This window comes from Tropicimonas sp. IMCC34011 (assembly GCF_003390865.1).
GTDB lineage: Bacteria > Pseudomonadota > Alphaproteobacteria > Rhodobacterales > Rhodobacteraceae > Tropicimonas_B.
The window spans coordinates 403,159-423,408 of record NZ_QMEJ01000005.1 but is presented as its reverse complement, the minus strand read 5'-3'; the positions used below and the strand labels follow the sequence as shown (position 1 = coordinate 423,408).

Genomic DNA, 20,250 nt, shown 5'->3' with positions numbered 1-20,250 from the left:
CATAAATCGGGGCCAAGGATTGGGCCGATCGGCCCCGCGACCGGCGGGGCGCCAAGCGATGGGGCCCAGTTTCGATGAACATGGAGATCGGCAACGTGATCGCGCCGCCGGCACCCCGCCGGCTGGACGACATGCAATTACCGCCGGTGATGATGCGGGAGATCCTGCTCAAGACGATGTTCCGCAAAAATGCGGATCTCGTCAGCGACATCGCCCGCGCGATCTGCCTGCCTGTGCCGGTCACGCAGGAGCTCGTCGATCTCGTCCGCTCGCAGAAGCTGATCGAGGCGACCGGGACGCTCCATGCCAATTCGGGCGGAGAGATGGGCTACCAGTTGACCGATGCCGGCAAGTCCCGCGCGCTCGACGCCCTTGCGCAATCCGAATATTTCGGCGCCATGCCCGTCCCGCTGGACGTCTATCGCGAGCAGGTCGAGCGCCAGTCCATCCGCAACGTGCGCATCAGGCGGGCCGAGCTGACCCGGGCGATGGGTCATCTCATCCTGCCGCCGACGCTCCTCGATCAGCTCGGCCCCGCCGTGACCTCGGGCCGCTCCATCCTGATGTACGGGCCGCCCGGAAACGGGAAGTCCTCCATCTCCAACGGGATCCGCGATGCGATGGGGGACAGGATCTACGTTCCCCGCGCCATCGAGTATGCCGGTCAGGTCATCACCGTCTACGATCCCATCGTGCACTCCGCCGCGGAGACGCAGGAGGACGATCCGACCCAGCTTCGCCGCAGCGGGACCCGCTTCGATTCGCGCTACGTGCGCTGCGAACGGCCGACCGTGATCACCGGCGGCGAGTTGTCCCTCGACATGCTCGATCTCGTCTACAACCCCACGGCGCGGACCTACCAGGCCCCCCTGCAACTCAAGTCCACCGGCGGGATCTTCATCGTCGACGACCTCGGCCGGCAGGCGGAGCCGCCACAGGCGCTGGTGAACCGCTGGATCGTGCCGCTCGAGGAAGGGCGGGACATCCTCGCCCTGCAATCGGGGGAGAAATTCGAGGTGCCGTTCGACACGCTCGTCATCTTCTCGACCAACTTCCACCCGAACGAAATCTTCGACAAGGCGGCGCTCCGGCGGATCTTCTTCAAGATCAAGATCGACGGTCCGGGGCAGGAGGACTTCCTCAAGATCTTCGCACTGGTGGCGAGGAAGAAGGGCATGCCCCTCGACCAGGCCGCCCTCGTCCATCTGCTGAAGTCGAAATACCCCTCAATCGACAACGTCTACGCCAATTACCAGCCGGTCTTCCTGATCGACCAGATGATGGCGATCTGCGATTTCGAGGGCATTCCCTACCAGATGTCTCCGGAGCTGATCGACCGGGCGTGGGCCAACATGTTCGTCAAGGAAGAGGCCATCATGCACTGACGAAGGCTCGGAAGCCCCGCGGCTCATCCCGCCCGGCGCAGAAGGCCCGCTACCCCTCCGGCTCTTCCAGGTAGCGCTGGAGCAGCATGATCTGGGTCCAGAGGAACAGGATCAGCGCGACGGGAAAGGCGAAGGTCTCGATCTTCACCCAAGTCTCGGTGGACATGGTCCGCCAGACCACCTCGTTGGCGATGGCAAGGACGGCGAAGGCCAGCGCGAGGCGGCGGGTCAGCTTCATCCAGCCCTCCTCCGCCATGGGCATGAATTCGTCCAGCACCCAGGCCAGCCAGGACTGACCGCGCAGAAGGCCGATCCCCAGAAGCGCGGCGAAGAGACCGTAGACGATGGTCGTCTTCATCTTGAAGAACGTCTCGTCGTTGAACCACACCGTCAGCCCGCCGAAGATCACGACGAGGAGCGCGGTGACAGCCTGAAGCCGGGACAGCTTGCCCGTCAGCTTCCAGAGGATCGCCATGGACAGAAGCAGCAGCGGAACGAAAAGCGCGGCGGCGACGATGAAGCCGTCATATTCGGTGCCGCCGACGAGGAAGCTGTCGTCCTTGATCCGCAGATAGCCGACGAAGAAGAGCAGCGGTGGTCCAAGCTCGAGCGCCTGCTTGAGCCAGGGATTGATCTTCCGTGCCGCCATTGTCCGTCTCGCCTTTCTCGGGATGTCCGGGAGGACACCACAGGGGGCCCTGTTGTCAACCGTTTGCGCTGTCGCGGATCCCCCCTGGAGGCGTCCTCGACCCGGCCGTTGCCGGGACCTCCACCGAAGCCATGCCACGACGGATAGGAGAGCAGCCTAGCCGTAGATCTCGACCACCACTGCGCCGGCTGCGATCAGCGACATGAGGAAAAGGCGCCTCGGGCCCACCGTCTCGCCCAGAAAGAGGTAGCCGATGGCGGCGGCGAAGACGGTGGAGGTCTCGCGCAGCACGGCAGCCTCCCCCACCTTGTCGAGCCATGTCGCGATCATCACCGAACCGAAAGAGCCCCAGGCGACCACGGCCCCGATAAGGCCGCGAAGGACGAGACCGTCCAGCGGCGGCGGCTTTGCGAGGCGGCGATGGCGGATCAGGGCGATGACCGGAAAGTCGAGCGAGGAGATCAGGAAGAACCACGCCAGATAGGTCATCGGATTGGGTGCGGCGCGCATGCCGAATGCGTCCCACGTCGTGTAGATGGCGACGAGCGCCCCCGTCGCGACGGCCAGAAGGAGCGCGGCGACCAGCGTCTCGCGGGCCAGCGTCACCGTGCGCAGATTGTAGAAAGCGAGACCGAAGATGCCGCAGAGGAGGATGAGGACGCCGACCCACTGGCCGGGCGCTAAGGTCTCGCCGAAGATCAGCCACGCGCCGACGACGGTGAAGAGCGGACCCGTCCCCCGGACGACCGGATAGACCACGGTGAACGCGCCACGGGAGAAGGCGAGTGCGACGCCGACCTTGTACACCAGATGAATGACGAAGGATCCCGCGAGGAGCCACCAGAGATCGCCCTCGGGCCAGGGCACGAGGAAGAGCGCGACGGGCAGGGACAGCAGGACGAGCCAGGCGTCGATGGCACCGCGGGACGTCCACGGATCGAAGCGGCCCTTCTGGAGCGCACCGAAGATCGCATGAAGGATCGCTGCTGCGAGGGCGAACCAGAGCGCCGCGACATGGCCGGCATCCGTGCCCTGGAGGGAGGTCAGCCAGTCGGCCATCGTAGCGCCCTGTTCCTTGAGCGGCCCGTCAGGCCGGGTCGGCCCCGGTCAGGGCGCGGGCGAAATCGTCCGGATCGAAGGGCGCGAGGTCGTCGATCTTCTCCCCCACGCCGATCGCGTGGATCGGAAGGCCGAAGCTGTCCGCCAGCGCGACGAGCACGCCGCCCCGGGCGGTGCCGTCGAGCTTGGTCATCACGAGGCCGGAGACGTCCGACAATTGCTTGAACGTCTTGACCTGCGACAGGGCGTTCTGCCCGGTCGTGGCATCGAGCACGAGGACGGTATTGTGCGGCGCGTCCGGATCCTTGCGGCGGATCACGCGGACGATCTTGGCGAGTTCCTCCATCAGGTCCGCGCGGTTCTGCAGGCGTCCGGCCGTATCGATCATCAGAAGGTCCGCGCCGTCCTCCTGCGCTTTCGTCATGGCGTCGTAGACGAGGGAGGCCGGGTCGGTGCCCTGCGGCGCGGTGAGGACAGGCACGCCCGCGCGGTCGCCCCAGACCTGAAGCTGCTCGACGGCAGCGGCGCGGAAGGTGTCGGCCGCGGCAATGACGACCGACTTGCCGGCATCGCGGAACTGGCTCGCGAGCTTGCCGATGGTGGTGGTCTTGCCGGACCCGTTGACGCCGACGATCAGGACGACCTGCGGACGAGAGGGGTAGAGCGGCAGCGGGCGGGCGACCGGCTCCATGATGCGGGCGATCTCCTCGGCCAGCAGCGTCTTCACCTCGGCTGTGGAGACGCGGCGCCCCAGATGGGCCTCGGCGAGGTTGGCGGTGACGCGCAGCGAGGTCTCGACGCCCATGTCGGACTGGATCAGGACCTCTTCCAGCTCCTCCAGCATCTCGTCGTCGAGCGTGCGCCGGACGACCGGTGCGGCGGCCGGCGCGCCGCGGCCGAAGAGGCGACCGATGAGGCCCGAGGGAGCGGCATCGGCGCGGGTCTCGGGCTGGCGCCCGGGCTGATCGGAACCGGGCGGCGGCGTGTCGGTCAGCGGGCTCGGCGTCGGCGGCGGGGAGCCGACCGGAGGGACTTCGGCGGGCGTGGCGGGACGGATCCCGTCGCCAGGATTCTGCGGGATCTCCTGCGGCGCGGGAGAGGCCGGGACTTCCGAAGGCGGTGCGGCCGGTGGAGCGGGCTGGGACGGTTCCGGGCGGGACGGCTCCTGCGGACGCTCGGGCCGGGGCGTTTCAGGGGATGCGACCTCGGCCGGCTCCTCCGTCCCACCCTCGCGCACGACCGCGTCGAGCCCGTCTCCGAGCTTCGAGGATGTCTTGAAGAGCCGCTCCCTGAGCTTGCCGAAAAGGGCCATGTTCGCATCTCCTTGCCTTCGTTCACCTAACCAGTCGCGGCGCGGGATGGAAGGGCGGCGGCCCCGAGGCCCGGTATGCGCCCTTCGGGTCGTCGATCCTCGGGCGCGGCGGCGGCGCTCTTCCGCCGCCCGCGTCCCCTTCGCACGCAGGCGTGACGGGCGCGGGGGCTTTTGCGAAAGGCACCAAAGTGTCATCGTCCGCCCCGTGACGCCCCCCCCTCGCCCCCGGAGAGACCATGATCGCCGCCCTGCCCCGCCGCCTCGGCCTTGCCGCCCTCGCCGTCCTTGCCGCCCTTCCCGCGCTTGCTCAGACACCGATGAACGGCGAGGAGTTCGACGCCTATACCCGCGGCAAGACGCTCTATTTCTATTCCGGCGGCGTCGCGTACGGCGTCGAGCGCTACAAGCCGGACCGGCGCGTGACGTGGTCCTTCCTCGACGGGGAATGCAAGGACGGAACGTGGTACGAGGACGGCGATCGGATCTGTTTTGTCTACGAGGACCTGGGCCCGGATCAGTGCTGGACCTTCTACCGCGAGGATGGCGGGCTGAGAGCGATGTTCCAGGACGATCCGCAATCGACGACGCTCTACGAGGCTGGCGAAGCGCAGGAGCCGATGTCCTGCCTCGGGCCCGAGGTCGGAGTCTAAGCTAGAGAAGCGATCCCTGGTCGTCGTCCGGTGGCGCCGGCTTTCGGCGCGCGGGCTTTGCCGGACGCAGGGCGGGCGCCGAGGCGGTGGCTCCCGGCCCGCCGACTGGAAGGCGCCCGTCCCGGAATTCGAGCTCGAGGGCCCCCGCTCCGGCGGCGGCCTCCCTTGTGGTGACGACCTTGCCCTCCCCGGTGCGCACGATGGCGAAGCCGCGGGCCAGCGTCTCGCTGGGGCCGAGCGTCAGGCGCGTGCGGTCGAGCGCCGCGAGATGCCGGGCGCGTTCGGCGCGCAAGGCTGCGGCGGCAGCGGCGAGGTGGGACCAGATTCGGTCGAGATCCGCGCGGCGGCGAGTGATGGCGTGCAGGATCGGGTCCGGGCGGAGGCGCCCGGCCTGCTGGCTCAGGGCCCGGCGATGCTCGGCGGCGTTGCGGGCCAGCGCCGGGCGCAGGCGGTCGGCTTGCGTCAGGCGGTCCCGCGCGGCGGTGAGGCGGGCGCTTGCGCCGGCCGGGCGGAGCGCCGCGGCGGCATCGGCAAGTCTCGCACGGCGGTCGGTCACTCCTCTGGACAAAGCCGCCGGCAGGCGGTGCGAGGCGTGGTCGAGCCGCTGGCGGGGTGATTCCACCAGCCGCTCGGGCCGCGGCAACGCGCGGGACAGGTCCCTCACCCGCTCCGACCGCCAGGACAGGTAGCGCGAGAAGCCGCCAATCAGGCGCGCGCCCTGCCCGTCCAGCGTCGCCACGAGATCGAGGCGCACGGGCACGGCCATCTCGGCGGCTGCGGTGGGGGTCGGCGCGCGGCGGTCGGCGGCATGGTCGATCAGCGTGGTATCGGTCTCGTGGCCGACGGCGGAGATCAGCGGGATGGACGAGGCGGCCGCGGCGCGGACGACCGCTTCCTCGTTGAAGCCCCAGAGATCCTCCAGCGAGCCCCCGCCGCGCGCGACGATCAGGACATCGGGCCGGGGCAGCCTTCCGCCCGCCTCCATCCGGTTGAACCCCTCGATCGCGGCGGCCACCTGACCGGCGCAGGCCTGCCCCTGGACCGCGACGGGCCAGACGAGCACCTTGCGCGGGAAGCGGTCCCGCAGGCGATGGAGGATGTCCCGGATCACGGCGCCCGAGGGCGAGGTGACGACGCCGATCACCTCCGGCAGGTAGGGAATCGGCCGCTTGCGATCCTCGTCGAACAGGCCCTCCGCGGCGAGCATCGCGCGGCGCTTCTCGAGCATCGCCATGAGAGCGCCCATGCCGGCCGGCTCGATCCGCTCGATGACGAGCTGATATTTCGACTGTCCGGGAAAGGTGGTCATGCGGCCGGTGGCGACGACCTCCATCCCCTCCTCGGGCTGATGCGCGAGACGGGCGAGCGTTCCCTTCCAGATCACCGAGGCGAGGGTGGAGCGGTCGTCCTTGAGGTCGAGATAGAGATGGCCCGACCGGGGCCGGGAGACCCGGCCGATCTCCCCTCGCACGCGGACATGGCCGAACGTCCCCTCGATGGTCTTCTTCACCGCGCCCGACAGTTCGGAGACGGTGAAATCGTAGGCGTTGGAGGGGCCGCTATCCGGGCCGTCGTCTTCGAAGAGTTCGGACATGGGCGGCAGAGTGCCCCCGGTGACGGGCGGGCGCAAGCCGGGGAGAAGGGCAAGATGGGGCTGCCCCATCGCCGCCGGCGCGGGATACTGCCGGGGCGGCGCTTGAAGCGAGCGCGCGGGGTGACTAGTCAGGCGCGATCCCCGCACGGGCGGGCAACATCAGTTTCTGGAGATGGCGATGAACATCCTGATCCTCGGTGGCGGCGGGCGGGAGCATGCGCTCGCCTGGGCGGTGCTGCAGAACCCCAAATGCGATCGCCTGATCGTGGCGCCCGGCAATGCGGGAACGCGCGCCATCGCCGAGAATTGCGACATCGACATCTGCGATCCCCCTGCCGTCGTGGCGCTCTGCGAAGCGGAGGCGATCGACCTCGTGATCGTCGGGCCCGAAGCGCCGCTTGCGGCCGGCGTCGCCGACGAGCTGATCGCGGCGGGGATCCCCGTCTTCGGGCCGTCCGCGGCCGCGGCTCGGCTGGAGGCGTCCAAGGCGTTCACCAAGGAAATCTGCGACGCCGTGGAGGCTCCGACCGCCGGTTGGGCGCGGTTCACCGAGGCCGGCCCCGCGCGGGATCACGTGAAAGCGCAGGGTGCTCCGATCGTGATCAAGGCGGATGGTCTCGCGGCCGGCAAGGGCGTCGTCGTCGCGATGACGGAGGCGGAGGCGCTGGAGGCGGTGGACGCGATGTTCTCCGGGGCCCACGGCACGGCCGGGACAGAGGTGGTGATCGAGGAGTTCATGGCGGGCGAGGAGGCGTCCTTCTTCGTGCTGGTGGACGGCGAGACGGTGCTTCCCGTCGGCACGGCGCAGGATCACAAGCGCGCTCTCGAGGGCGACGAGGGACCGAATACCGGCGGGATGGGCGCCTACACCCCTGCCCCGGTGATGACGGACGCCGTGACGGAGGCCGCGCTCGAGCGGATCGTGCGGCCGACCATGGCGGAGATGGCACGGCGCGGGACCCCCTATCGCGGTGTTCTTTATGTCGGCCTCATGATCGGACCGGACGGCGCGCCGCGGCTCGTCGAATACAATGTCCGCTTCGGGGACCCCGAATGCCAGGCGATCATGATGCGTCTCGGCGCGCAGGCGCTGGATCTGTGCCAGGCCGTGGCCGAGGGGCGTCTTGCGGACATGACCGTGACCTGGGCCGAGGATCACGCCATGACGGTGGTGCTGGCGGCCGAGGGCTATCCGGGCGAGTACCGGAAGGGCACGCGGATCGGCGGGCTGGAGCATCTGCCCGAAAGTTCGCACCAGATGATGTTCCACGCCGGAACCGCCGTAGATGGCGACGCCGTGGTGGCCGCTGGGGGCCGTGTCCTGAGCGCGACAGGCCGCGGAGCGTCCCTCGCCGAAGCGCGTGACCGGGCCTACGCGCTGGCAGAGGCCGTGGATTGGCCCGAGGGGCGCTACCGGCGCGACATCGGCTGGCGCGCGCTGAAGTGAGACGGCCGCCGTGCCGGCCCTGGGGTAGAGCCGCGACGCTCACCGCCATGACGAGGGACGTGAACGCACCTCTCTTCAGCGGCACTCCATCGCCGTGGGCAGGTCCCCCGCATCCAGCACCTGCGTTCTCAAGGTGCCGCCCACGAGGCGGCTTGCCTGCACCTCGGCCCAGTCGGGGGAGGCGGTGATGATCTCGGGACCAGTGCCGCAATCGCGGATACCACCCGAGATGGTGTCTTCGCCGAAACGGTGATTGGTATGGCCCTCCGCCTCGGCCACGGGGCGCAGGCGGCTTCCCTGAAGGCGGACGATGCGGAGGGTTCGCGCAAGGTGGGGCCGGTCGACATAGGCGATCTCCGCGCGTCCGTCCCCGTCAAGATCGGCGGCGCCGAGGGGGGCGAGCCACCGGAAGCGCGTGCCGATGGCGGAGGTCGCGGCGATGCGGGTGAGCGTACCCCGGCGAAGGCCCCAGATCGCGAGGCGGGCGCCGAGATCCCTGTGGCTTTCAACCACGATCACTTCGGGCGCGCCGTCGCCGTCTAGATCGGCAAGGCGGGGCTCGGTATCCTCGAAGACGCGAATGTCCGGCAGGACGGCCACGAGGTCGGCATAGGGCCAGCTGCAGGGCGGCTGTCCCGCGATCCGGACCTTGAGCCGCCCCCATTCGAGATCGTCGCCGAGCGCACCGTGGGCATAGCGGCCGGTCGGCGCATCGTAGCTCGCATCCACGATGGGACCGATGCAGGCGGCGGGGATATCGGCCCGGGCAGCGGAGGCGGCGGCGAGAAGGCAGGCGGCCAGAGCCGCGAAGCGCCCCGCCCGCCGCCGGGGCATCAGAGCTGCTTCTCGGGCATCTGGACGACGAGGCCGTCCAGGGCATCCGTCACCTTGATCTGGCAGGTGAGGCGGGAGCGGGCCTTGTCGGGTTCGAAGGCGAAGTCCAGCATGTCCTCTTCCATCGGATCCATGGCCGGCAGCTTCTCCGTCCAGTCGGGATGAACGTAGACGTGGCAGGTGGAACAGGCGCAGGCGCCGCCGCAATCGGCTTCGATGCCCGGGATGTCGTTGTCGCGCGCGCCTTCCATCACGGTCATGCCGTTGCGGACCTCGACGACATGCTCCGTGCCGCCATGCTCGATATAAGTGATCTTCGCCATCTGGCGTTCTCCGTCTGGCCGTTGCGCGGGAACTCGATATGTCATGCGGGGCGGCGATGCCAGCGGGGTTGCGCCCGTGCGTATATGTTCTACACTTGTTCTCATGCCCCGCCCCCTGCCCCCGCCAGACGCCCCGCCGAGCAAGGCGGCCATCGGCCATCCCATCCACCGCGAGAAGCCGCTGGGGAACGAGCGCTGGCCGCGCCCGCCGAGCGCCTGCCCGGCACGGCTTCTCGAGATCGTGCCCACCGGCGCACGGATCACCGTGGCGGGACTGGTTCTGGTGCGGCAACGGCCCGGCACGGCCAAGGGGGTGATCTTCATCACGCTCGAGGACGAGACCGGCACCTGCAACGTCGTGGTGTGGGCGAAGATCTACGAACGGTTCCGCCGCGCCGTCATTGCGGGGCGCCTCCTGCGCGTGACGGGACGGGTGCAGCGGCAGACCAACATCGTCCATGTCGTGGCGGAGGAGATCGAGGACATCTCCCCGATGCTGGACCTGCTGCTTTCGCCGGAGCTCACCCCGGACATCTGCCGCGCAGGGGATCAGCCCTGAGGACAGGCGCCGCCGTCAGGGAAGCGCGCCCTTGCGTCCTGTCGCTACGGGGACGATATTTCGGACCTGCGCGTTGCGGCGGCGCCCTCAAGGCCCCTTGGCCGGCGGAAGCGTCCATGGAGAGCGCGGATGGCCCCTGACGGTTACAATGCGTCACGCCTATATGACGAAACGCGACCGGCCTTTGATTTGCGAACCGGCCGCGTTTGTAAAATGGTCCGCTACACGCATCGGCCCCCGTCCCGGGGCCGGGCCACCCGCTTCAGTTACGGCCCGGCCCAAGAGGGGCCGGAGCTCATCCAAGAAGGAGCAAACTTCGTGACCTCCAGATCCATCGCACTGGCACAGATGCCGGCCGCGCCCGCCCGGGCCGCCCAGGCCCTGTCCGCGATCGTCCTCGGCGCCGCCGTGGCCCTCGCCGGCGCGCTGCCCGCCCCCGCTCAGGACGCCGCAGCGCCCATAGAGGCGGAGACCAATCCCAACGACCGCCCGGCAAGCTTCGCCGAACTGGCCGAACAGATCAGTCCCGCCGTGGTGAACATCACCACCTCCACCATGGTCTCCACCGCGACCGACGGGATGCCGCAGGTTCCCGAGGGCTCGCCCTTCGAGGACTTCTTTCGCGACTTCCTCGATCGCAACACCCCCGGCGGCGAGGCCCCGCGTCCGCGCCGCTCCTCCGCCCTCGGCTCGGGCTTCGTGATTTCCGAAGACGGTTACATCGTCACGAACAACCACGTCATCGAGCAGGCCGACGAGATCAACATCGAGTTCTTCTCGGGCAACGAGCTGCCGGCCGAAGTCGTCGGGACCGATCCGAACACGGACCTTGCGCTTCTCAAGGTCGATGCCGAGAGCCTGCCGCACGTCCCCTGGGGCGACAGCGACGATGCGCGCGTCGGGGACTGGGTCCTCGCGATGGGCAACCCGCTCGGTCAGGGCTTCTCCGTCTCCGCCGGCATCGTGTCCGCCCGCGGCCGCGCGCTGTCGGGAAGCTACGATGATTACATCCAGACCGACGCCGCCATCAACCGCGGCAACTCGGGCGGGCCGCTGTTCAACCTCGACGGCGAAGTGATCGGCATCAACACCGCCATCCTGTCGCCCACCGGCGGCTCCATCGGCATCGGCTTCGCGATGTCCTCCCGTGTCGCCACCGGCGTCATCGACCAGCTGATGGAATTCGGCGAGACCCGCCGCGGCTGGCTGGGCGTGCGTATCCAGGACGTGACCGAGGATGTCGCCGACGCGATCGGCCTCGATGATGCCCGCGGCGCCCTCGTCACGGACGTCCCCGAGGGGCCCGCCGAAGAGGCCGGCATGGAAGCCGGCGACGTGATCCTCTCCTTCGACGGCGGCGAAGTCGAAGACACCCGTCAGCTCGTCCGCCGCGTCGGCAACACCGAGGTGGGCAAGGAAGTCGGCGTGACCGTCTACCGCGACGGCGAGATGGAAGAGCTTCAGATCACGCTCGGCCGCCGCGAGGATGCCGAAGGCGCCGTCCCCGCCTCTGCCGCGGGCCCGGATTCGGACGAGGAAGAGCCCTCCCAATCTCAGGTCCTCGGCCTGACGGTGCAGCCCCTGACCTCCGAGATTGCCGAGGAACTCGGTCTGGACCCCGAGGCCAGCGGTCTTGCCGTGACCGACGTGGACGAATCGTCGGAAGCCTTCGAGAAGGGCGTGAATGCCGGTGACGTGATCGTCGAAGCGGGACAGGAGCCGGTCTCCGGCATCTCCGATTTCGAGGCCCGCGTCGAGGAAGCGCGCGAGGCCGGCCGCCGGTCGGTCCTCCTTCTGATCCGCCGCGGCGGCGACCCGCGCTTCGTCGCCCTGCCGCTCGAAGACTGACGCGTCGCGAGAGAAACCTTGTAGCAAGGGGCCCTGCGGGGCCCCTTTTTTTCGTGAGTCTCGCTTCATCCCCCCGGCGCAGACCTCGGAGGAGGCGCTACAGGGGTGGCCACCGCCCTGCCCTCGCCCGGTCGTCCCGCGCTTGCCAGACCTCCGCGATCCTGCGAGCCTTCGCGGCATGAATGATCTCGACAGCACCGTCGCCCTGCTCAGCGACCTCATCGCCTTTCCCACCGTCTCGGCGGACAGCAATCTTGCCATGATCGAGCACCTGGCGGAGCGGCTCGAGGCCGCCGGCGCGCGGACGTCCGTCCTGAAGGATGACAGCGGCCGCAAGGCGAACCTCTTCGCGACACTCGGGCCGGACCGGGCGGAGGGCGGGCTGATCCTGTCGGGGCACAGCGACGTCGTTCCGGTGGAGGGCCAGGACTGGCACCGCCCGCCCTTCGAAATGACCGAAGACGACGCGGGCCGCCTGTACGGGCGCGGCACCTGCGACATGAAGGGCTTCATCGCCGCCGCCGTCCATCTCGCGCCTGAGCTCGCAAGGATCGCGACGCACCGCCCCGTCCATTTCAGCTTCACCTACGACGAGGAGGTCGGCTGCCTCGGCGCCCGCTCCCTCACGTCGGAACTCGCGACACGCGGCCTGAAGCCGGCCATGACGATGATCGGGGAGCCCACGGAGATGCGGGTGATCGACGGTCACAAGGGCGTGTCAGAGTATACCGTCCGCTTTCACGGCCGCGCCGGGCACGGCTCCGACCCCGAGGCAGGCGCCAGCGCACTGGACGCTGCGATTCGCTACGCCGCGCGGCTCCTTGAACTGCGGGAGGAGCTGAAGCGTCGCGCGGCGGATGATCTGCCGTTTCACCCGCCCTGGACCACGGTCAACCTCGGTCGTCTCGCGGGCGGCAATGCTCACAACGTCATCGCGGCGAGCGCCCTGCTCGAATGGGAGATGCGCCCCGCGCAGCCGGGGGACGCGGAGTTCGTCAGGGAGGCGCTGTCGAAGCATGTCGAGGAGGTTCTGCTGCCGCAGCTTCGGCGGACCAAGCCGGACGCACGGATCGAGACGGAGGTGATCGGCGACGTCGTCGGGCTGGACCCCGAGAACGAGAATGCCCTGCGCGATCTGCTACTCGCACTGACGGGGACGGCGGATGCCGGCACGGTGGCCTTCGGCACGGAGGCCGGGCTCTTCCGGGAACTGGGGGGTGATGTGGTCGTCTGCGGTCCGGGCTCGATCTCGCAGGCGCATTTGCCCGACGAGTTCGTCACACGGGACCAGCTGGACCACTGTCTTCGCACGATCCGGGGCCTGACGCAGCGCGTGGCGGGGACGGCGTAGGAACGCTAAGGGGGTGGGTCCGCCGCCTGGGAGGAAACGGCGGACCCTGTCTATCCCTGGAGGTCAGGGATCAGTCTTCGCGAGCGTTCTTCAGGATGACCAGCTCGTTGAGCGAGTGGTCGGCCGAGGAGACGCCGAGCTGGGAGGCGAGTTGCGCCTTGGCACCGGCACCGTAGGCCTGCGCGTCGCGGAAGCTGTAGGTGCGGTCGTTCTTGATGTTGCCATCGAGAATGTACTTCACGGTCTGCTGATCGTTGTCGTCGAGCGCCTGCTTGAGGATCGTCAGCTCCGAGAGGGAGTAGACGCCGGGCTCGACGCCGACGGAGGCGGCCAGCTGATCGTTGTCCGCGAGGGCCGGGGTTGCGACGGCAAGAACGGCGGCGGCGATGATGGAGATACGGGTCATGTGTCTGTCCTACTTAAATTTTCTGGGGCGGGGTATGTCCCGTCCCTCGGATGAGACAGATTTATGACGCTGTGCACGAAACCGGTATTGGCGAAAGTTATCTCTCACTCTGCGCATATTTGCACAGTGTAATTTGAAACTTCGAGACGGGTAATGAGTACCGCCGCGCCGGTCAGGCTGGCGCGGCCTTCGGCGCAAGTCCCAGCTCCTGCGCCGCGACGAGCGACAGGACGGAGGAGTTCAGACCGAGCGGCGCCTGAAAGGCACGGATCGCTGCGCGGGTGCCGGCATTGGCCTCTCCGTCAGCCGGCCCCTGATAGAGCCCCCGCGCGGCCAGGGCCCGCTGGATCGAGGCGATGAAGTCGGGCGGCATCGCGCCTTCACAGACCGTCTCGAACCAGACCTCCCGCCGCTCGACGACGATGCGCTGGATCTGGCGGCCGGTCTCCTCGGTCACGGTCTCGATGACGGCGGGGGTTTCGTCCCGGCTCCAGCAGGTTCCGGGGGGCGCCTGGGGAGGGCCGTCCGCGGCGCCGATGCTGGCCTCGCCCAGGCGCGTCACATCCGGCCGTCCAAGGCCGCACCCGGCAACCAGCAAGAGGCAGCAGATCAGGGGTCCGTGTCGCATCATCCTCGCCTCACTCCCGGGCCGCGCGTGGCCGCGGGAACGCTACCCTCGCCGCCGCCTGCCGAAAAGGGGCGCCGGGACGGCCCTCTTCCGTCCGGCCCCGCCGCATGTCAGGTTGCGCGGAAACCGGCTGGCCGGATATCGGCGCGGCGGGCAGATTTCCCGAGGGGGCATCATGGACCACTTCACCGCCGATGACGGCGCCCGGATCGCCTATCTCGACGAGGGCGCCGGGCTGCCGCTCCTCTGCCTGTCGGGCCTGACCCGGACCCATGGCGATTTTCGTTACCTGATGCCGCATCTCGACCTGACCGCGACGCGCGTCATCCGGATGGACTACCGCGGCCGCGGCGGATCGGACTGGACGGGAGCGGAGAGCTACACGGCCTCCCGCGAAGGCCAGGACGCGATCCAGCTTCTGGATCACCTCGGCCTCGAGAAGGCCGCGATCCTCGGGACCTCGCGCGGCGGGCTGATCGGGATGCTGCTCGCGGCTACGGCGAAGGAGCGTCTGCTCGGCCTCGCGCTCAACGATGTCGGTCCCGTCCTCGAGGAAAAGGGCCTCTCCGCCATCGACGGCTATATCGGCCGGCGGCCCGCGGCGAAGACCCATGCCGAGGCCGCGGCCGCCATGGAGCGCACCCTCACAGGCTTCGCCGAGCTGCCCGAGGGCCGCTGGATGGAGGAAGCGGAACTCCATTATCGCGCAGGCCCGGACGGGCTGGAGCTGACCTACGATCCGGCGCTGAGGGACAGTTTCCTCGCCGCGTTCAAGGGCGGGACAAAGCCCGCATGGGCGCTCTTCGATGCGGCAGAGGGCCTGCCGCTGGCACTTCTGCGGGGCGAGAACTCGGACTTGCTGTCGCAGGAAACCGCGGACGAGATGCGCCGTCGCCGGCCGGACATGTTCTACAGCGCGGTGCCGGGCCGGGCGCATATTCCGTTTCTCGACGAGCCCCAGGCGCTCGCCGTTCTGAAGGACTGGATGGAGGCGATGCGATGAGCGATGCGATTGGAATCAAGGAGATCGAGGCGGCGGCCGAGCGGCTGGCGGGCCATGCACGGCGCACGCCGCTTCTGTCGTCGCCGCTCCTGGACGAGATCGCCGGGCGGCGCGTCTTCGTGAAGGCCGAGTGCCTGCAACATACCGGCAGCTTCAAGTTTCGCGGCGCCTGGTCGGCCATCTCGAATCTTCCGAAGAAGACCAAGGGCGTCATTGCCTTCTCCTCCGGCAACCATGCGCAGGGTGTCGCGCTCGCGGCGCAGCGGCACGGGCTGCCGGCCGTCATCGTCATGCCGCAGGATGCGCCGCAACTGAAGCTGGCGAACACCGCCGCGCTCGGAGCCGAAGTCGTGCTCTACGTGCGCGGCAAGGAGAACAGGGACGAGATCGGCGAACGGCTGGCCGAAGAGCGCGGGCTCGCGCTGATCCGGCCCTTCGACGATCCCGACGTGATTGCTGGCCAGGGCACGGCCGGCCTCGAGATCGCCGAGCAGATGGAGGGGGAGGATGTGGGCGCGCTCGACGTCATTTCCTGCTGCGGTGGTGGCGGTCTGACCTCCGGCATCGCGCTGGCGCTCGCGGATCGCCGCCCGGACTGGACCGTGCGCACCGCCGAGCCCGAGAATTTCGATGATGTGGCGCGCTCCCTCGAGACCGGCGAGGTGCAGGAGAACCCGCGCGAGGACGGTTCGATCTGCGATGCGATCGTCACGCCCCGGCCCGGGAAGCTGACCTTCCCGATCATGAAGCGACTCTGCGGCCCCGGCCTCGTCGCGACGGACGAGGAATGCCTGCAGGCCATGGCGATTGCCTTCCTGCGGCTCAAGATCGTCCTGGAGCCCGGCGGGGCGGCTGCCCTTGCGGCAGCGCTCTTTCGCAAGGATGAGATCAAGGGCGAGTCGGTGGTGGTCGTCGCCTCCGGCGGAAATGTCGATCCCGGCCTCTTTGCTTCCGCGCTTCAGCAGTACGGGCGGTAGCCGCCACCACGATGGCTGGAAGCGCCCGGCTTGAGCCGGGCGCCCCATTTCATCTCAATCTCTCGCGGGCGGTCAGCTCGGCGACAATCCCCGGAGCCGTTCCGAGCGGCGGCGCAGGAATTCGAGGGTCGCGAGAAGCGTGATGGAAATGCAGACGAGGATCGTCGCGACGGCGAGGATCGTCGGGCTGATCTGCTCCCTGAGGCCGATGAACATCTGCCACGGCAGCGTTTTCTGCGACGCGGATCCGACGAAGAGCACGATCACCACCTCGTCGAAGGAGGTGATGAAGGCGAAGAGCCCGCCCGAAATGACGCCCGGCAGGATCAGCGGCATCTGAACCCGGAAGAACGTCTTCACCGGCCCCGCCCCCATGTTCGCCGCGGCGCGGGTGAGCGATCGGTCGAACCCGACGAGCGTGGCCGTCACCGTGATGATGACGAAGGGAATGCCGAGGGCGGCATGGGCGAGCACGACGCCGAAGTAGGTCCCCTGAAGCCCGATACGGCTGTAGAAGAAGTACATCCCGGCGGCCGAGATGATCAGCGGCACGATCATCGGGGAGATCAGGATCGCCATGATCGCGCGCCGGAATGGCACGTGCGGCTGGCTGAGGCCGATCGCGGCGAGGGTCCCGAAGATCACCGACAGCAGCGTCGCCATCGGCGCGATGGTCACCGAGTTCCAGAGCGCGTTCTGCCAGTCGCTGCTGTTGAAGAAGTCGCGGTAGTGCCGGAGGGAGTAACCCTCGGGATCGAACCGCAGCATCTCGGGCGTGAAGGTGAAGAAGTTCTCCGCGTTGAACGACAGCGGCATGACCACGATGATCGGCGTGATCAGGAACACAAAGATCGCGCCGCAGATCACCCGGAAGGCATGGTGCCACAGGACCTGCCCCGGCGTGGAATAAGGCGGCATGGGATCCCGGTAGCGGTTCATCGCGAGCCACCAGGTGAACCAGCCCACGAACCAGCCGAAGAGGAAGCCGATCACAAGTCCGGTGATCCCGGTCAGCAGCAGGCCGACGAGGCCGGCGAGGATCGCAAGCCCCCAGCGGCCCTCTTTCTCCCGCCCCAGGGCAAGGAGCCCGAATCCGGCACAGGCGGCAAGGAGCGCGCCGGCGACGATGCCGAGAAGGCCGGAGCCGAGCGCGGTGCCGACGAACAGCCCCATGAGGGCGCCGAATGCGGCGACGATTCCGAGGACGAAGGGGAGCGGACGCTTGATATCGGTCATGGCCTCAGCCCCCCAGCTTCACGTTGTCGATGCCGACGATGCGGTCGTAGAGATAGTAGAGCACCAGGACCACGGCGAGCAGGATGGTGCCGAGCGCGGCCGCGAGGCCCCAGTTTAGCGAACTCGAGATGTGATAGGCGATCCGGTTCGAGATGAACGTGCCTGACGTGCCGCCGACGATCTCGGGCGTGATATAGTAGCCGATCGACAGGATGAAGACGAGGATCGAGCCTGCACCGATGCCGGGCACGCTCTGCGGGAAGTAGACCCGCCAGAACGCCGTCGAGTTGGTCGCCCCGAGGGATTTCGCGGCGCGCAGGTAGGACGGCGGGATCGTCGACATCACCGAGTAGAGCGGCAGGATCATGAACGGCAGCAGGATATGGGTCATCGCGACGATGGTGCCGAACTGGTTGTTGATCATCACGAGACGGTTCGCGTCGGAGACGATCCCGAGCCAGACCAGCACATCGTTGATCACGCCCTGCTGCTGCAGCATCACTTTCCACGCGCTCGTGCGCACCAGAAGCGAGGTCCAGAACGGCAAGAGGACAAGGATCATCAGAAGGTTGGCGCGCCGCGCGGGCACGTTCGACAGCAGCCACGCCACCGGATAGCCGAGCAGGATGCAGGAGATGGTGATGACGGCGGACATGAAGAAGGTCCGCTTGAAGAGAAGGCCGTAGATCCTCTCGCCCTCGGGCTGCGGCTCCACGCCCTCCGGCGTCAGCTTCAGGTCCACGGCGTTGAGGAAGTAGCCCGCGGTATAGGGCGCCGAGAAGGCGGCGAAGGTGCCCCAGACGTCGGTGCTGCCCCAATCCTCGTCGATCTCGAGGAACTGCGCCTTGTATGTGGGGATGTCCCAGCTCTGGGCGGCCTCGGCGGCGGCCCCGAGACGGTCCGCGCCAGGCCCCTCATAGAGCGAAACGGCGCCCTCGTTCTGCGTCAGGTCAGTGTAGAGCGCCTGATAGGCGGGGGTCCAGACGTCCTCGTCAGCGGGGTCGTCCTCGTCCTCGCCTTGCGTGAAACGCGCGAAATCGAGGTAGATGGAAGCGGTCTTCGGCAGCACCTCCTCGATGCCGTCCCGGAGTTCGAACCGGGGGAAGTCCTCAGGGTCCGCGCCACCCGCGATCGCCTCCTCGCGCTCTGCCAGCCAGTCGTCCGAGCCCATGATGGCAGCCCAGGTCGCGGGCTCCTCCCAGGCTTCGTCCAGCGCCACGAACTCGTCCATCGCGACCTCGCCCACATCGTCGACGGCGCGGCCGGTCTGACGGAAGAGCGAGGAGATCCCGGTTGTCTCGTAATTCAGCCTCGAGCCGACGCGGGTATGGTTGCGTCGCTCGGCGGCATCGATGAGGTCGAAGGCCAGCGCCTCGTAGACCGCCTCATCAGGCTCGCCGCTCTCGTAGCCGTCGAGGGCGACCACGGTGCGGGGCATGTTCTCGGAGATGATCTGGTTCTCGACCGAGCGGAACAGCATGTCCACGATCGGGGCGATGAAGGCGACGAGAACGAAGATCAAAAGGGGCGCGATCAGAAGGAGCGCCCGCATCTTCTCACGGCGCAGGGCGCGCGCGAGGCTCTTTTTCAGGGGCGTGCCGTCGGCCGCGACCATCGGCTCCGCGACGCCCTTCTCCTTGGCATCGGCGATGCGCAGCGCATCGTCCGGCGTGGGGGCTCGGCGCCCGGTTGTCGCATCGGTTACGTCGGCCATGGTCTTGTCCCCGCTGGTCCGTTCTGCACCGGCTCTGCGGCCGGCTTTCCCTGCGGGGAAGGGCCGCGAACGGCCCCTCCCCTGTCATGTCGGACGGATCCGGTTACTGCGCGAGCCAGGACTGGAACTTGGCGTCCAGATCGTCGCGGTAGTCGGCCCACCACTCGTAGTTCTGCACGAAGGCATTGGACGAGTTGTCGGGGTTGGTCGGCATGTGCGGCGCCATGTCGATACCGAGCGTGGCGTGCTCACCGACGAGCGGCGCCGAGGAGGACCGGGCCGGACCGTAGGAGATGTACTTCGCCTGATCGGCGAGGCGCTGCGTGTCCGTGGCGAACCACAGGAAGTCCTTCACGCGGTTCAGGGCTTCCTCGTCATCCTCGAGGCCGGCGGGAATGATCCAGCCGTCGAGGTCGTAGGACTGGGTGTCCCACATCATTTCGACGGGCTGATCCTGCTCGACGATGAGGCTGAAGAGGCGACCGTTGTAGGTCGAACCGAAGACGATCTCGCCATCCGCGAGAAGCTGCGGCGTGTCGGCGCCGGCGGTCCACCAGACGGTCTCGTCCTTGATCGTGTCGAGCTTGTCGAAAGCGCGCTGCTGGCCTTCTTCGGTCTCGAGCATGTCGTAGACGTCGTCCTGGGCGACGCCGTCACAGATCAGCGCCCATTCCATGTTGTTGTGCGGACGACGCTCGAGGGAGCGCTGGCCCGGGAACGTTTCCAGGTCGAAGACGTCGCAGATCTCGCTCGGCGTCTCGCCGTTCCACGCGTCGACATCCGTGCGGTAGCCGAAGGTGTAGGAATAGGCGATCTGCGGGATGAAGCAGTCGCTGACGAGCATGTCCTCGCCGAAGTCCTCGGAGGCGGGGGTGCCGTCGGGCGCCGGGGCCGTGATCTCGTCGATGTCGACTTCCATCGCGAGGCCTTCGTCGCAAAGACGCATCGCGTCGGCGGCGGTGACGTCCACGAGATCCCAGGTGATGTTGTTCGCCTCGGACTGCGCGCGCATGCCGGCCACGGCCTCGCCTGAGCTTTCGTCCCAGACCACGTCGAGGTCGGGGTTCATCTCGAGATAGGGCTCGACATAGGCCATCCGCTGGCTGTCCTGGTAGGCGCCGCCCCAGGACACGATGGTCATGTTGTCAGCCATCGGCTCGCCCGCGACGGGGCTCTCCGTCATCGAATCGTCGCTCTGCGCCCAAGCCATGCCGGCGACGGCCGTCATCACCGTGGAGGCGAGAAGTGTCTTGGTCAGTCGCATTTGGTGCTCCC

General features: G+C 68.1%; 19 protein-coding genes. 8 read left to right on the top strand and 11 right to left on the bottom strand.

Going from position 1 to position 20,250, the window contains the following annotated elements:
* Positions 1-74: 74 nt before the first annotated feature.
* On the top strand, positions 75-1,385 hold the full coding sequence (locus tag DQG15_RS16370; RefSeq protein ID WP_116087106.1) for an ATPase: 1,311 nt from the start codon (positions 75-77) through the stop codon (positions 1,383-1,385).
* A 49-nt stretch (positions 1,386-1,434) separates the two neighbouring features.
* Here DQG15_RS16370 and DQG15_RS16365 read toward each other — a convergent pair whose 3' ends face one another.
* From DQG15_RS16365 to ftsY, 3 genes are all read right to left on the bottom strand, one after another.
* The gene (locus DQG15_RS16365; protein ID WP_116087104.1) at positions 1,435-2,034 is read right to left on the bottom strand and encodes an inner membrane-spanning protein YciB; all 600 of its coding nucleotides are present in this window, start codon (positions 2,032-2,034) and stop codon (positions 1,435-1,437) included.
* 156 nt (positions 2,035-2,190) lie between these two features.
* On the bottom strand, positions 2,191-3,093 hold the full coding sequence (locus tag DQG15_RS16360; protein ID WP_116087102.1) for an EamA family transporter: 903 nt from the start codon (positions 3,091-3,093) through the stop codon (positions 2,191-2,193).
* A gap of 28 nt (positions 3,094-3,121) precedes the next feature.
* Positions 3,122-4,405, bottom strand: a complete 1,284-nt coding sequence (ftsY, locus tag DQG15_RS16355) for a signal recognition particle-docking protein FtsY (protein WP_116087100.1) — start codon at positions 4,403-4,405, stop codon at positions 3,122-3,124.
* A gap of 236 nt (positions 4,406-4,641) precedes the next feature.
* Here ftsY and DQG15_RS16350 point away from each other — a divergent pair, with 236 nt between their 5' ends.
* Positions 4,642-5,055, top strand: coding sequence for a hypothetical protein (locus DQG15_RS16350; RefSeq protein ID WP_116087098.1), 414 nt, complete (start codon positions 4,642-4,644; stop codon positions 5,053-5,055).
* A gap of 1 nt (position 5,056) precedes the next feature.
* On the opposite strand, the gene xseA is transcribed toward DQG15_RS16350, so the two are convergent.
* Positions 5,057-6,649 (bottom strand): exodeoxyribonuclease VII large subunit, encoded by a 1,593-nt coding sequence (xseA, locus tag DQG15_RS16345; protein WP_116087283.1) that lies wholly within the window; start codon positions 6,647-6,649, stop codon positions 5,057-5,059.
* Between the two features lie 178 nt (positions 6,650-6,827).
* On the opposite strand from xseA, the gene purD reads away from it, so the two are divergent.
* Entirely contained in the window at positions 6,828-8,096 is a 1,269-nt protein-coding gene (gene purD, locus DQG15_RS16340) for a phosphoribosylamine--glycine ligase (RefSeq protein ID WP_116087096.1), read from the top strand.
* Between the two features lie 75 nt (positions 8,097-8,171).
* Here purD and DQG15_RS16335 read toward each other — a convergent pair whose 3' ends face one another.
* Positions 8,172-8,930 (bottom strand): VCBS repeat-containing protein, encoded by a 759-nt coding sequence (locus DQG15_RS16335; RefSeq protein WP_116087094.1) that lies wholly within the window; start codon positions 8,928-8,930, stop codon positions 8,172-8,174.
* Entirely contained in the window at positions 8,930-9,253 is a 324-nt protein-coding gene (locus tag DQG15_RS16330) for a 2Fe-2S iron-sulfur cluster-binding protein (RefSeq protein WP_116087092.1), read from the bottom strand. Before DQG15_RS16330 ends, DQG15_RS16335 begins: the two co-directional genes overlap by 1 nt.
* Positions 9,254-9,356: 103 nt before the next feature.
* On the opposite strand from DQG15_RS16330, the gene DQG15_RS16325 reads away from it, so the two are divergent.
* The 3 genes from DQG15_RS16325 (at position 9,357) to argE (ending at position 13,011) form a co-directional block, all read left to right on the top strand.
* A complete protein-coding gene (locus DQG15_RS16325; RefSeq protein WP_116087090.1) occupies positions 9,357-9,812 on the top strand; it encodes an OB-fold nucleic acid binding domain-containing protein in 456 nt (151 codons plus the stop codon).
* Between the two features lie 348 nt (positions 9,813-10,160).
* Positions 10,161-11,660 carry a DegQ family serine endoprotease gene (locus DQG15_RS16320; protein WP_116087281.1) on the top strand — a complete coding sequence of 500 codons (1,500 nt, stop codon included), beginning with the start codon at positions 10,161-10,163 and terminating at the stop codon, positions 11,658-11,660.
* Between the two features lie 178 nt (positions 11,661-11,838).
* On the top strand, positions 11,839-13,011 hold the full coding sequence (gene argE, locus DQG15_RS16315; RefSeq protein ID WP_116087088.1) for an acetylornithine deacetylase: 1,173 nt from the start codon (positions 11,839-11,841) through the stop codon (positions 13,009-13,011).
* A 70-nt stretch (positions 13,012-13,081) separates the two neighbouring features.
* Here argE and DQG15_RS16310 read toward each other — a convergent pair whose 3' ends face one another.
* Together DQG15_RS16310 and DQG15_RS16305 are read right to left on the bottom strand one after the other, a co-directional pair.
* Positions 13,082-13,417, bottom strand: a complete 336-nt coding sequence (locus tag DQG15_RS16310) for a hypothetical protein (RefSeq protein WP_116087086.1) — start codon at positions 13,415-13,417, stop codon at positions 13,082-13,084.
* Positions 13,418-13,589: 172 nt separating this feature from the next.
* On the bottom strand, positions 13,590-14,045 hold the full coding sequence (locus DQG15_RS16305) for a peptidoglycan-binding protein (protein WP_116087279.1): 456 nt from the start codon (positions 14,043-14,045) through the stop codon (positions 13,590-13,592).
* Positions 14,046-14,217: 172 nt separating this feature from the next.
* On the opposite strand from DQG15_RS16305, the gene DQG15_RS16300 reads away from it, so the two are divergent.
* Together DQG15_RS16300 and DQG15_RS16295 are read left to right on the top strand one after the other, a co-directional pair.
* On the top strand, positions 14,218-15,048 hold the full coding sequence (locus DQG15_RS16300; protein ID WP_116087275.1) for an alpha/beta fold hydrolase: 831 nt from the start codon (positions 14,218-14,220) through the stop codon (positions 15,046-15,048).
* Entirely contained in the window at positions 15,045-16,025 is a 981-nt protein-coding gene (locus DQG15_RS16295) for a threonine/serine dehydratase (protein WP_116087084.1), read from the top strand. The genes DQG15_RS16300 and DQG15_RS16295 overlap by 4 nt, the downstream gene beginning before the upstream one ends.
* A gap of 72 nt (positions 16,026-16,097) precedes the next feature.
* Here DQG15_RS16295 and DQG15_RS16290 read toward each other — a convergent pair whose 3' ends face one another.
* The 3 genes from DQG15_RS16290 to DQG15_RS16280 form a co-directional block, all read right to left on the bottom strand.
* Positions 16,098-17,261 (bottom strand): ABC transporter permease, encoded by a 1,164-nt coding sequence (locus tag DQG15_RS16290; RefSeq protein ID WP_116087082.1) that lies wholly within the window; start codon positions 17,259-17,261, stop codon positions 16,098-16,100.
* Between the two features lie 4 nt (positions 17,262-17,265).
* Positions 17,266-18,975 carry an ABC transporter permease gene (locus tag DQG15_RS16285; protein WP_116087080.1) on the bottom strand — a complete coding sequence of 570 codons (1,710 nt, stop codon included), beginning with the start codon at positions 18,973-18,975 and terminating at the stop codon, positions 17,266-17,268.
* Positions 18,976-19,078: 103 nt separating this feature from the next.
* Positions 19,079-20,239 (bottom strand): extracellular solute-binding protein, encoded by a 1,161-nt coding sequence (locus tag DQG15_RS16280; protein ID WP_116087078.1) that lies wholly within the window; start codon positions 20,237-20,239, stop codon positions 19,079-19,081.
* Positions 20,240-20,250 lie beyond the last annotated feature (11 nt).